This window comes from Marinomonas sp. ABL3_031, assembly GCF_056161265.1.
Genome location: NZ_JBSWYU010000007.1, coordinates 84,265 through 97,463, shown reverse-complemented (window position 1 = coordinate 97,463; position 13,199 = coordinate 84,265). Strand labels below are relative to the sequence as shown.

Genomic DNA, 13,199 nt, shown 5'->3' with positions numbered 1-13,199 from the left:
ACATGAGTGAATGGTTAGCAAATGCCATTGCTCGTGGGCAAGAGACACAAGATTGGTTAGCGCCAAAGCGCAGCCATGCTCTTGATCTGCTTGCAACCACTCAATGGCCAACCCGTAAAACAGAAGCTTGGCGTTATACACCCTTGCGTTCTGTTGAGCGTTCCAATGCCAAAGTGATGTCTGTGGTCGCTGGTTTATCACCCAATACGATTCCGAATGTGACGCCGCTTGAATTGGTGTTCGTCAATGGTCAGTTTGATGCTTTGCAATCCGCAAAAGAGCTGCCGCAAGGTCTGACGGTGCAGTTGGGGCAAGATCTTTCTGAAACCCAGCAAGCGATCGCATTGCGAGCTTTTTCAAGCATCAAGCCTGAGCGTCATTTGTTTGGTTTGATCAATGATGCACTGGTACAAGATGTGGTCATCGTCAGTGTGGCTGAACATGCCAAGATTGATCGGCCTTTGCGTATTAGTTCGCTGATCAGTCAAGGTGCGGAATCTCATACCCGGGTTTTGGTGCGTTTGGAGAAAGGTGCCAGCTTGGCGGTCATTGAAGACATTCAAGGTCAAGGTGAAACCTTAAGTACCGCTTTCGTGGAATACGATGTGGCCGCGGATGCGAGTTTGGAGCATTATCGCTTTGCTTTGCAAACCGGGTCGAATGTTTGCTTGGGTGGCAGTCATTTCCAATTAAGTGATAAATCCAAAATGCACAGTACCATCGTGGCATTCGGCAGTGATTTATCGCGTCTGGATACCGACATTATCCACGGTGGTGAATACGCTGACGCTAAGTTAAATGCCATGCATTTACTGGACGGCAAAGAGCTATTTGATCTGCATGCCACGGTTGAACATGCTATGCCAAATGGCACCACAGAAGAAAATGTGCGAGGCATTGTTGCCGATCAGGCGCGTGCGGTATTTAACGGTCGTATTCACATTCATCGTGATGCACAAAAGACCTTGGCGGAATTGAATAACCGCAATTTGTTGATGTCTGATAAAGCAGAAATCAACACTAAGCCAGAGTTGGAAATTTACGCAGATGACGTGCGTTGTGCGCATGGTGCAACGGTCGCTGAAATTGATAAACAGGCACTGTATTACTTGCAAACACGTGGGGTGAGCAAGTCCAAAGCTCAGGTGATGTTGAACTTCGGCTTTATTAACGAGTTAATTGATCTAATGCCGAATGAAGACTTAGCTGCATGGATTCGTCCTGTTATCCGTGAGCGCTTTGCGCAAATGGAAGTGAAGTAAGCGAGGTAAGAATGAGTTTTGATGTATCCGCCATGCGCGAACAGTTTCCTATATTAAAGCGCGAAATTGATGGTAAACCTTTGGTTTATCTTGATAACGCGGCCACAACACAAAAGCCGCAGTGTGTTATTGATGCCTTGGTGGATTACTACACAAGTTGTAACTCGAATGTGCACCGAGGTGCGCATCGTTTAGCTGACGAGGCGACTCGTCGCTTTGAAGCCGCGCGAGACATAGTCAAAGACTTTATTAATGCGCCCAAGCGTGAAGAAGTGATTTGGACAACGGGCACCACCGAAGGCATTAACATTGTTGCTAACGGGTTAGGCAAATTGTTGCAGCCGGGCGATGAGGTGATTGCGACTGGTATGGATCATCATGCGAATTTGGTGACTTGGCAGCAAGCATGTAAAGCGTCAGGTGCGACCTTAAAAATCGTGCCTGTGACCGATGAGGGTGAGCTAGATCAAGCTGCTTATGTGGATATGCTTGGTGAGAAGACAAAATTTGTTGCCATTCCTCACGTGTCAAACGCGTTGGGTACAGTGAATCCTGTGCAACAGATGACAGCTCAAGCTAAACAAGTGGGAGCATGGGTACTGATTGATGGCGCGCAAGGCGCGGCTCATGGCTGGGCCGATGTGCAAGTCATAGGTTGTGATTTTTATGTTTTCTCAGCGCATAAGCTCTATGGCCCGATGGGGATTGGTGTGTTGTGGGGTAAAGAGGCTGTGTTGGCGGATTGGCCTGTATGGCGTACTGGTGGTGAGATGATTGCTACGGTTACCTTGCAAGACGCAACCTGGAATGTTTTGCCTTATCGATTTGAAGCAGGTACGCCCAATGTGGCTGATGCCATTGCTATGGGCGAAGCCATTCGTTGGTTTACTGCCTTGGATCAAAAGGCGGTTGCAGACCATGAAAAAGCTTTGTTAGAGCACGCCACTCAGTTGGCCAATGAGTTCGAAGGTTTGACCATTATAGGTAAAGCCAAACATAAAATTGGCGTATTGAGCTTCGTGCTGGATCAAGGTCATCCAGCAGACATTGGTTTCTTATTGGACCGTCAAGGTATTGCGGTAAGAACGGGTGATCATTGTGCTCAACCCTTAATGGCACGTTTTAATGTGCCGGGCACTGCGCGTGCATCCTTTGCGATTTATAACACGTTAGAGGAAGTGGATGCCTTGTTTGCAGCGCTGAAAAAAGTGCGCTCTATGTTGGCGTAGGAGGTTTTATGACAGTTACGACATTTGACCCAGATTCCAGTGTCTCTTTGACACCGAAAGCAGAGAAATACTTTGCTTCAAAACTGGCTAATCTGCCGGGTAATGTGATTCGTCTTAGTACAAAGGAAAGTGGTTGTACCGGCTTTGCTTATGTGCTGGATATTGTTGAACAGGCGCAAGAGCAAGACACTATTTTAACTTTTGGTGATGTGACGTTAGCCGTTGGTGCGGATTCCATGACCATGTTGAAAGGCACGGAAATTGACTTGGTGCGCGAAGGCGTAAACCAAGTTGTGAAATTTAATAATCCAAACGTTGTGGCTGAGTGTGGCTGTGGCGAAAGCTTTAGTGTGAGTTAAATTTCATGCAGAAAATGGTTGTGACACAGCGGGATTGCCCTGCTCGACGTGTGCCAAGTGGTGAGCCTACGGTTATTCCTGAAGGTCAGTTTATTACCATTAATCAAAGCTTAGGTGGCAATTATACAGTGACTTGGCAAGGCAACATGCTACGCATTGATGGTACCGATGCCGATGCTATAGGTCAGCAAGCTGAAGTGCTAAGCTTTGAGGATTTGGGTTCCACTGAGATTAATGAAGAGCAAGTCTGGCAAGCTTTAGATACGGTATATGATCCTGAGATTCCAATTAGTTTGGTTTCCTTGGGGTTGGTCTATGACGTGACCCTCGATCAAGCCCATAAACAAGTCTTGATCAAGATGACCTTAACGGCACCGGGCTGCGGTATGGGGCCTGTGTTGGTCAGCGATGTTAAGTATCGAGTTGAGAAAGTACCTAATGTTGAAGAGGTTAAAGTAGATCTGGTATTTGATCCACCTTGGTCACGGGACATGATGAGTGAAGAAGCACAATTAGAAGCCGGCTTGTTTTTTTGATTCGATTTTTAAAGGCGGTTTTCTAAGAAGGATAGCAACGACTTTAATGGTATCATTAAGGTCGTTTTTATTTTTAAATGTTGCCATTGGGCAGCGACGGTCGAGAGGATATATGTCTTTACCAAGCACAGATGACATTATTGATGATCTTTCTTTTTTTGATGATTGGGAAGATAAATACAAATACATTATTGATTTAGGTAAGTCTCTGCCTGAATTTGCAGAGCAGTGGCGAACACCAGAGCGTTTGGTTAAAGGTTGTCAAAGCAGTGTGTGGATTCAGCCGGGCAATGCACAAGATGCTGAAAGAGGGGAGGTGCTGACTTTTGCCGTCGACAGTGATGCCATTATCGTGCGCGGTTTATTAGGTCTGGTGTTGGCAGCATTTGATCATAAAACGCCACAGGAAATTGTTGATTTTGATATTGCTCATTATTTCTCTGAGTTGGATTTAGAGCGTCATCTTAGTCCAACTCGCGGTAATGGCTTGCGATCCATTGTTACGCGTATTCAAGGGATAGCGCAGGCTGCTGCGTAAAAAAGTGGGAAGAAATTCAATGAATATTCCAGTGTATTTAGACAATTCAGCTACCACGCCAGTGGACCCAAGAGTCGCTGAGAAAATGATGTCGTGTCTGACTCAAGATGGCAATTTTGGCAATCCTGCCTCACGTTCACATATGTATGGTTGGCGTGCGGAAGAAGCGGTTGAAGAAGCGCGTTTACAGGTGGCAAGTCTTATTAATGCCGATGCGCGTGAGATTGTATGGACATCTGGGGCGACAGAAGCGAATAATCTGGCTTTAAAAGGTGTTGCGCAGGCCTATCGCCAGAAAGGGCGTCACATCATTACTTCTATGATAGAGCACAAAGCGGTACTTGATCCTTGCAAACAGCTTGAAAAAGAAGGTTTTGAAGTCACTTACTTGCTGCCAGATGGGCATGGGGTGATTTCCCCAGAGCAAGTACAAGCAGCGATGAAAGAAGACACCATTTTAGTTTCCCTAATGCATGGTAATAATGAATTGGGTGTGTTGACCGACATAGCAGCAATAGGAAAGTTGACGCGTGAAAAGGGGGTTTTCCTTCATGTCGATGCAGCGCAAACCACCGGCAAAGTGGCGATTGATGTGAATGCTATGAATGTGGATTTGATGTCACTAACCGCGCACAAAGCTTATGGCCCAAAAGGTATTGGTGCTTTGTATGTTCGTCGTTCACCTAAGGTTAAGTTGGAAGCGCAAATTCACGGCGGTGGCCACGAACGAGGTATGCGCTCGGGGACACTTGCAACCCATCAGATTGTTGGTATGGGAGAGGCTTTTCGTATTGCTGTCCAAGATATGGAAAGTGATTGCGCGCGAATTCAAGCGCTGCGCGAACGTTTATGGCAAGGTTTGACTGAATTGGGCGGTGTTCACTTAAATGGTGATGCTGAACAACGGGTAGCCGGTGTGATTAATGTTGGCTTTGAGCAGGTGGATGGTGAAGTCTTATTGATGTCGCTGAGTGATATTGCAGTGTCATCCGGTTCTGCTTGTACTTCAGCCAGTTTGGAGCCGTCCTATGTGTTGCGTGCTTTAGGTTTGGATGACAGTTTGGCACACAGCTCTCTGCGTTTATCGGTAGGTCGTTTTACGACTCAAGAAGACGTGGATTTTGCTATTGAGACAATTAAAAAGGCTGTCACTGCTTTGAGAGCGGCCTGAGTGAAAGAAAAAGCGCAAAAATCGAAAAATATCTCTGTTTGAGCATACAATTTTCATAAATTGATGCGTATAATCCACGCGCTGAAACTTTTAAGTCCTGGGCCATGGCTTTTATGGTTTATGTCAAACTAGCCATCGCCCATAAAAACTAAATTTGGAGTTATATCATGGCGTTAGAACGCACTCTATCTATCATCAAGCCTGATGCGGTAGCGAAAAACGTAATTGGTGAAATCTACACTCGTTTCGAGCGTGCTGGTTTCAAAATCGTTGAAGCTAAAATGATTCAACTAGACGACGAATTGGCTGGCGGTTTCTACGCTGAGCACAAAGAGCGTCCTTTCTATAAAGATTTGGTTGCTTTCATGACGTCTGGTCCTGTTGTGGTTTCAGTTCTTGAAGGTGAAGGCGCGGTTCTGCGTCATCGTGAACTGATGGGGGCAACTAACCCTAAAGAAGCGGCTGCTGGTACTTTGCGTGCTGATTACGCTACTTCTATCGATGCTAACGCTGTACACGGTTCTGACTCTGTTGAATCTGCTGCCCGTGAAATTGCTTACTTCTTTGGTAAGTAATTGACAGTTTGAGCCTTTTTGCTCAACGCACTTGAAAAGGCGGGCATTAGCCCGCTTTTTTACAGAGGCTTCTGAAAAGAAAATCCTTTTCAGAAGCTTTTTTCGTTTACACTTAACGCTATAACAGCAAGCGATTTGGAATTATGACTGACACCAAAAAAGTAAACCTGCTGGGTTTATCGCCTACTAAACTGATTGAATTTTTCGAATCCATCGGTGAGAAAAAATTTCGTGCCACTCAGGTAATGAAATGGATTCATCAGAAAGGAGCGGAAAACTTCGACGAAATGACAGATGTCAGCAAGGCACTGCGGGCTAAGCTGGAGAATATCTGTGAAATTCGTGCGCCAGAAGTGGTGTCTCAGAACATTTCCAAAGACGGTACGCGTAAGTGGATCATTCGTACCGAAGGCGGTAAAAATGATTGCGTTGAAACCGTATTGATTCCCGATGGTGATCGCGCCACTTTGTGTGTTTCTTCCCAAGTGGGATGTTCATTGGATTGCAGTTTTTGTTCAACGGGTAAGCAAGGCTTTAACCGTAATTTGACGCCTGCTGAGATCATAGGGCAGTTATGGATTGCTATAAAATCCTTTGGACCGATGGACCCGAACGGTCCGCGCCGTGTGACCAATGTGGTGATGATGGGCATGGGTGAGCCTTTGATGAACTTCGAACCAGTGGTCGATGCCATGATCCTCATGATGCATGACAACGCTTATGGATTGTCAAAGCGTCGAGTCACCTTGAGTACATCGGGTGTGGTGCCTAAAATTTACGAATTGATTAAGCGCACGGATGTGTCTTTGGCCATTTCATTGCACGCGCCAAATAACCCGTTGCGTGATGAGTTGGTGCCGATTAACCGTAAATACCCCATTGCTGAATTACTGGAAGCTTGCCAGCATTATCTAGCAAATTTGCCAGACAAACGTCACATTACGATTGAGTACACCTTAATGTCTGGCGTCAACGACAATGAAGAGCAGGCTCATGAATTGGCGAAATTGCTCAAGGATTTGGAATGTAAGATCAATCTAATTCCATTTAATCCATTCCCGCATTCAGGTTATGAGAAACCTTCCAATAATCGTACGCGTCGCTTCCAAAAGATACTCGCTGATGCGGGTTATACAGTGACGGTTCGAACTACTCGTGGGGATGATATTGATGCCGCGTGCGGCCAATTAGTGGGGGATTTCCATGATAAGACTCGCCGAAGTCAGAGGTATATAGAGTTACGTGAAGTATCAGGTTAACTTTTCTTTAATCATATAAATCGATAAGACAAGGATGTCTTTATGTTACATAGGAACTTGGGGTGGCTGTTGCTTTTGGTGTGGCTAACAGCTTGCTCTGATAAGTATGTTCACCAAACCTCGTTTCCCGTCAGTAAACGTTTATCTCTTATTCAGACGCATTTGTTACTTGGGCAACTGTCGCTTGCTAAGCAACAATTAGACAGTATTGATGAGGTGGATCAGCAACAAGAATATTGGCGTTTAAACAGTTTATATTGGCTGACATTAAAAGATTTTGAAATGGCTGAAAAGGTTTCGCAAGAGGGATTAAAAAGGTCCCCAATGGATGCTTTTTTACTCAATAATTATGGTGTGATATTGGGAGCAAAAAATCGTTGGGAGGAAGCCTGCGGGCTTTTTCAACAGGCTGAGAAAATTGCATTGTTACCGCGTCAATCTGTTCAAATAAACCTTTCGCGCTGCGCCTTACGTCAGGAAGACGTAAATTTAGCCAAGAAGCACATAGTAAGAGCAAAAGAAATCGCAGATTTGCCTGTTATAGGTTTGCTGACTGAGCTCAATCTTGTTTTAATACAAGGTAATAATGACAAAGCTCGCATAATTTTTAATAATATCCAAGCTCAGGCCAGCATCGCTCTAGGATGGGCGCATTTTGATGAGTTTACCTGTTTGTCCAAGTATATAAATCGACACGAGGATGACGCGACAAAATACTCATATGCGAGTGATTTTACATGCCTCAATGGCTCAAGGTATTGACATGACAACTGATAAGCAACTAGACACTCCTTTTGAACAAGAAAGTTTTGAAAAAGAAAGCACTGTGGATAATTTGACATTGAACACCGAAGAAACAAAATCCGATTTGGCAGAATATTCGCTAAATACTGAGATCACAGATGCAAACGAAACAGAAATGACAGTTGAGCAAGATGACCCTCAAATCCTAGAGGATGCTGTATCTAACCCTGCTGAAGAGAATGATTTTGACGACAAAATGCTCGATGAAGACGCTTTAGTTGAAGAGCAAACAGTCGATATTGGTGAAATACTAAAAACGAAACGTGAAGAATTAGGTTTAGATTCTCGACAAGTAGCGACCGAATTGAAGCTGACCATTGACCAGGTAATAGCCTTAGAAGAGAGTCGTTTCAGTTATTTTCGTTCTATGACCTTTGCGCGTGGTTTCTTAAAAAGCTACTGTCGTTTTTTAAATATCGACAGCAAAGAGATGTTAGCTGCATTCGATCAGCGTCAATCTCAAGGTAAACCGAGCATTCAGCCTGTTGATAAAGTGGTACAAAAACAGTCCCACCTTGGTGATCCAATAGTGATCTTCATATCCGCAGTGATCGTTGCGGTATTACTCTTCTTCGTCTTTTGGTGGCCTTCGCAGAGTTCTGATGAAGCTATTAGTGAGGTGGATGCACCTTCAACAGCAGTAGAACAACAAGCGACAACTGAAACCACTCAAAGCAACGAAATTACACCTGACGTTGCAGCGTCTGCAAGTACTGAGCCGGATGAACAGTCAGTGGCAACAATTCAACAAGCGGAAACTCAGCAACCCCAAACCGATGCGGAAGACGTTTCTCCTAGTAGTCAACCAGAAACAGATAATGTGGTAACGGGTTTGTCTCCAGAAACGGTGGCGTTACTAGAAGAAGCGGGTGTTAGCCCTGATGAAGTGGTGAAAGCTTCTCAGGAAAAAATAGAAGAGCCTGTTGAACAAAAAGTACAAGCTTTCTATTTAGATGACATTGACATTTCGTATGATGATGATTGCTGGACAGAGATTCGTGATGCAAGTGGTAAGATTTTGTTTTCTGGTGTAAAAACGGCTGGCAGTGAATTGACGTTAACTGGCGAAGCACCATATCGAGTGGTGTTTGGGTATTCAAGAGGCGTTTCCTCATTGAAGTACAAAGGCCAATCATTTGATTTTTCCCCTTTCGTTCGCCAAGATTTGGCTCGTTTTGAGCTCAAGTAGAGAAAGATATGCATTTTGAATCACCTATAAAACGTCGCCATTCCCGTCAGATTATGGTTGGGGATGTGCCAGTTGGCGGTGGTGCGCCAATCAGTGTTCAAAGTATGACGAACACAGAAACCTGTGATGTAGAGGCAACAGTAGCGCAGATTAAAGCGATTACCGAAGCGGGAGCGGATATTGTTCGTGTATCTGTCCCTTCCATGGACGCCGCGGAAGCCTTTAAGCAAATTCGCCAAGCGGTTTCCGTGCCCTTGGTTGCAGACATTCATTTTGACTACAAGATCGCTTTAAAAGTTGCCGAATATGGTGTGGATTGTTTACGAATTAATCCGGGTAATATAGGTAACAAAGATAGGGTGCGTTCTGTTGTAGATTGTGCTCGCGATAAAAATATTCCGATTCGTATCGGTGTCAATGCTGGCTCGCTTGAGAAAGATCTGCAAAAGAAATATGGTGAACCCACTCCTGATGCTCTAGTGGAGTCCGCGTTTCGCCAAATTCAGTATTTTGATGAATTAGATTTCCATGAATATAAGTTGAGCTTAAAAGCATCGGATATTTTCATGACGGTTGAAGCGTACCGTAAAATTGCTTCACAGATAGATAACCCTCTCCACCTTGGTATCACCGAGGCCGGTGGTTTACGTTCAGGTACGGTAAAATCTTCGATTGGCCTTGGCTTGTTGCTGATGGATGGTATTGGCGATACTTTGCGCGTTTCTTTGGCAGCCGACCCAGTGCAAGAAATCAAAGTAGGTTGGGATATGCTACGCAGTTTGAAATTGCGTAATCGCGGCATTAACTTTATTGCTTGTCCTAGTTGTTCGCGTCAGAATTTTGATGTCATCAAAACCATGAATGAATTGGAAGAACGTTTAGAAGACGTGACGATTCCAATGGATGTGGCGGTGATTGGTTGTGTGGTGAATGGTCCAGGTGAAGCCAAAGAAGCCGATATTGGTCTGACTGGCGGCACTCCGAACAATCTTATTTATCAAGATGGTAAGCCTCATAGTAAAACCAAAAACCTGTCATTGGTAGACGATTTAGAGAAAAAAATTCGCGAGAAGGCCATTCTTAAAGAGCAAGAAATGGCCAACATTATTGCTAAAAATTAAGGATCCATAGTGGCTCGTAAAATTCAAGCGATCCGAGGGATGAACGATATCCTTCCTGATCAATCTTCTGTCTGGTTGTATTTAGAAAAGGCAGTGGCTGATGTTGTTAAATCCTACGGCTATCAGCAAATTCGTTTTCCTATCGTGGAAAATACAGATTTGTTCAAACGCGGTGTGGGTGAAACCACCGACATCGTTGAGAAAGAAATGTACACCTTTGAGGACCGTAATGGTGAGTCTTTGACTTTGCGTCCTGAAGGTACAGCCAGTTGTGTGCGTGCAGCTGATCAAGCAGGTTTGTTATATAACCAAGTACAGCGCCTATGGTACACAGGCCCTATGTTTCGCTATGAGCGCCCACAAAAAGGTCGCTATCGTCAATTCCACCAAATTGGTGTGGAGTCTTTCGGCATGGCAAGTGCTGACATAGATGCTGAGTTGATCATTTTGTCCGCTAAACTATGGCAACAATTGGGACTGCTTGAACACGTTGAGTTGCAGCTAAATACCATAGGGTTAGCATCTGAGCGCGAAGCCTTCAAAGCCAGCTTAGTAAACTACCTTACTGAATTCAAAGCAGAGTTGGATGAGGACAGTCAGCGTCGTTTGACCACTAATCCATTGCGTATACTGGATTCAAAAGATGCTAAGACACAAGATGTATTAAAAAATGCCCCAAGTCTTGATGATTTCATTGGCGATGAGTCGCGTGCACACTTTGATCGTTTGCAAGCCATTTTGACAGCCAACGGCGTTCCTTTCGTTATTAATAATCGTTTGGTGCGAGGCTTGGATTATTACGGTAAGACAGTATTTGAATGGGTAACCACACATTTGGGTGCACAAGCCACTGTTTGTGCCGGCGGTCGTTACGACGGCTTGGTGGAACAGCTTGGTGGCAAAGCGACGCCAGCGGTGGGTTTTGCCATGGGGGTTGAGCGTCTTATCTTGTTATTGGAAACGCTGAATTTAGTACCCGAAGAAGCACAATATCGTACCGATGTGTTTATCATCAGCTTGGGTGAAGAAGCGGAAATAGCTTCAACGGTATTGGCCGAAAAGATTCGACAGGTTAATCCTGAATTAGTGGTATTGCGTCATTGTGGTGGCGGTAACTTTAAGAATCAAATGAAAAAGGCTGATCGTTCAAATGCTCGTTATACCTTGATTATGGGGCAAGACGAGGTGGACCAAAGTATTTGCCAAATGAAAGATATGCAAACGGGTGAGCAAACGACAATTGCTTTAGCGAATTTACCAGTGCATTTGGTTAAGAGTTTGAAAAATATATAAAGCTTAGCGTGGAATAGACGCCACGCTGTTAATGAGGAAGTAAAAAGTGTCTGAATTAAAGACTGAAGAAGAACAAATAGAAGCTTTCAAAGCCTGGTGGAAAAAGAACGGTACTGCATTGCTTGTGGTGGTTGCCGTTGCGGTTGCGGGTTACTTTGGTTGGCAAGCTTGGAAGACTAATCAGGAAAATCATTTAAGTGAAGCATCCGCTTTGTACCAAAACTTGGTTGAAGCGGCGGCTAACTTGGAAGATGAGAATAACCAGAAAACCGTAAGTTATATTGCTCAGCAATTGTCTGAGAATTACAGCGACACAGGTTACGCTATGTTTGGTCAATTGTTCTTAGCACGTGTGGATGCAGAGCAAGGTAATTATGATGCGGCCATAGCGGCACTGAAGTTGGCGGCAACGCAAACTGAAGACGCTTCATTTGTTGCTATTGCAAACTTGCGTATTGCTCGTTTGTTATTGCAACAAGGTGATTATCAAGCGGCTATGGATCATGCACAACAAGTGACACAACCTGAATACTTGGCTCAGCAGCAGGAAGTTATTGGTGATATTTTCTTGCAACAGGATATGCGTGATGAAGCCCGTACAGCCTATGAAAAAGCCAGCGAAGCACTGGGAACGGGAGTGAATCATCCTCTGCTCGATATCAAACTTCAGGATTTAGTGAAAGGTTAATAATGAAAAAGTCTCTTTTTCTGCTGTTATTATCGGTGCTTGTCATACAAGGCTGTTCTAACGCTCGTCCGCCTTTACCAGAATTGCCCAAGCTCGTTAATGAAGTTGATCTTCATAAGGATTGGCGCACGGGAGTAGATGGTGACTTTGGTGAAACCAGCGAACGTTTTAGTTTGGTGGCCAAGGACGATCAAGTGTATTTGGTGACGGATCAAGGCACCTTGTATGTATTGAATCAACAAGATGGTGATGTCATCAGCAAAATAGAGACGAAATATCCAGCCAGTTCGGGTGTGGCTTTGCAAGGTGACACAATTTACTTCGGTACCTATGACGCGCAATTGATTGCAGTGTCTTTATCCGATAAAAGTGTGCTTTGGGAAAAGAGTCTAAGTTCTGAAATTTTAGCGGAAGCGACTTATGCTGCAGGTAAAGTGGCGCTACAAACGGCTGATGGTTGGTTGAGCGTATTGGAAGCGGACAGTGGTAATACCCTTTGGCGTGCAAAGGAAGATTTACCTGCATTAACTGTTCGCGGTACCAGTGCTCCAGTCATTGCTGGTGGTTTGGTTGTCAGTGGTTTTGCTGATGGTCAGGTCAAGGCTTTTTCATTAGAGTCTGGTGACGAAGTTTGGTCTTATGTGGTTGGGAAGCAGGAAGGGCGTTATGAAATTGAACGGCTAAGTGATGTAGATGGTCGTTTAGTGGTAAAAGATAATGTGGTTTATGCGGTGGCGTATAATGGCACCTTGGTGGCTTTGTCACTCAATACAGGTAGACCGTTATGGCAGCGTAATATTGCCAGTGCCGTTGGTGTAGCGGTGAAAGGTGATCTTTTGGTCGCTGTGGACATGCAAAGCAAGGTAATTGCTTTGAATGCAAAAAATGGCACAGAAATTTGGCAAAACTCAGCATTATTGGATCGTGATCTGATTACGCCGGAGTTTTTTGGTCAGTACCTCGCCTTGATGGATCGCGCCGGTTTTGTTCACTTATTAGACATGAAGAGCGGCACTATTATGGCGCGTACTCTTGCTAATGAAATAGATGTACCGCCAGGAAGTCGTATGCTAGCCAAAGACAAACGCTTATTTATTATGACACCGGATTCAGATGTCACAGCGTTAACCTATTAGTCTGTGCAACGAGAGATTTAATTTAGAACGGGCTGCCAT

At 44.6% G+C, this 13,199-nt stretch carries 14 protein-coding genes; all 14 read left to right on the top strand.

Annotated features, from left to right (window positions below; genetic code table 11):
• Positions 1-2: 2 nt before the first annotated feature.
• The 14 genes from sufD (at position 3) to bamB (ending at position 13,160) form a co-directional block, all read left to right on the top strand.
• Positions 3-1,262, top strand: coding sequence for a Fe-S cluster assembly protein SufD (gene sufD / locus ACXAH2_RS09635; protein WP_475078170.1), 1,260 nt, complete (start codon positions 3-5; stop codon positions 1,260-1,262).
• Between the two features lie 11 nt (positions 1,263-1,273).
• Complete coding sequence (locus ACXAH2_RS09630) at positions 1,274-2,491, top strand: aminotransferase class V-fold PLP-dependent enzyme (RefSeq protein WP_475078169.1); 1,218 nt, start codon at positions 1,274-1,276, stop codon at positions 2,489-2,491.
• Positions 2,492-2,499: 8 nt separating this feature from the next.
• Positions 2,500-2,850 (top strand): HesB/IscA family protein, encoded by a 351-nt coding sequence (locus ACXAH2_RS09625; RefSeq protein ID WP_475078167.1) that lies wholly within the window; start codon positions 2,500-2,502, stop codon positions 2,848-2,850.
• 5 nt (positions 2,851-2,855) lie between these two features.
• Positions 2,856-3,386: a putative Fe-S cluster assembly protein SufT gene (gene sufT / locus ACXAH2_RS09620; RefSeq protein WP_475078165.1), complete on the top strand. Its 531-nt coding sequence runs from the start codon at positions 2,856-2,858 to the stop codon at positions 3,384-3,386.
• A 112-nt stretch (positions 3,387-3,498) separates the two neighbouring features.
• Complete coding sequence (locus ACXAH2_RS09615) at positions 3,499-3,924, top strand: SufE family protein (RefSeq protein WP_475078163.1); 426 nt, start codon at positions 3,499-3,501, stop codon at positions 3,922-3,924.
• Positions 3,925-3,943: 19 nt separating this feature from the next.
• Positions 3,944-5,095, top strand: coding sequence for an IscS subfamily cysteine desulfurase (locus ACXAH2_RS09610; RefSeq protein ID WP_475078162.1), 1,152 nt, complete (start codon positions 3,944-3,946; stop codon positions 5,093-5,095).
• A gap of 167 nt (positions 5,096-5,262) precedes the next feature.
• Positions 5,263-5,670, top strand: a complete 408-nt coding sequence (gene ndk / locus ACXAH2_RS09605) for a nucleoside-diphosphate kinase (RefSeq protein ID WP_013796955.1) — start codon at positions 5,263-5,265, stop codon at positions 5,668-5,670.
• Between the two features lie 143 nt (positions 5,671-5,813).
• Positions 5,814-6,929 carry a dual-specificity RNA methyltransferase RlmN gene (gene rlmN, locus ACXAH2_RS09600; protein ID WP_475078161.1) on the top strand — a complete coding sequence of 372 codons (1,116 nt, stop codon included), beginning with the start codon at positions 5,814-5,816 and terminating at the stop codon, positions 6,927-6,929.
• Between the two features lie 162 nt (positions 6,930-7,091).
• Entirely contained in the window at positions 7,092-7,691 is a 600-nt protein-coding gene (locus tag ACXAH2_RS09595) for a hypothetical protein (protein WP_475078160.1), read from the top strand.
• 1 nt (position 7,692) lies between these two features.
• The gene (locus ACXAH2_RS09590) at positions 7,693-8,922 is read left to right on the top strand and encodes a RodZ domain-containing protein (RefSeq protein WP_475078158.1); all 1,230 of its coding nucleotides are present in this window, start codon (positions 7,693-7,695) and stop codon (positions 8,920-8,922) included.
• An 8-nt stretch (positions 8,923-8,930) separates the two neighbouring features.
• Positions 8,931-10,043, top strand: a complete 1,113-nt coding sequence (gene ispG / locus ACXAH2_RS09585) for a flavodoxin-dependent (E)-4-hydroxy-3-methylbut-2-enyl-diphosphate synthase (RefSeq protein ID WP_475078157.1) — start codon at positions 8,931-8,933, stop codon at positions 10,041-10,043.
• Positions 10,044-10,052: 9 nt separating this feature from the next.
• Positions 10,053-11,336 carry a histidine--tRNA ligase gene (hisS, locus tag ACXAH2_RS09580; RefSeq protein WP_475078156.1) on the top strand — a complete coding sequence of 428 codons (1,284 nt, stop codon included), beginning with the start codon at positions 10,053-10,055 and terminating at the stop codon, positions 11,334-11,336.
• Between the two features lie 46 nt (positions 11,337-11,382).
• Entirely contained in the window at positions 11,383-12,024 is a 642-nt protein-coding gene (locus ACXAH2_RS09575) for a YfgM family protein (protein ID WP_475078154.1), read from the top strand.
• 2 nt (positions 12,025-12,026) lie between these two features.
• On the top strand, positions 12,027-13,160 hold the full coding sequence (bamB, locus tag ACXAH2_RS09570; RefSeq protein WP_475078152.1) for an outer membrane protein assembly factor BamB: 1,134 nt from the start codon (positions 12,027-12,029) through the stop codon (positions 13,158-13,160).
• The last annotated feature ends 39 nt before the right edge of the window (positions 13,161-13,199 follow it).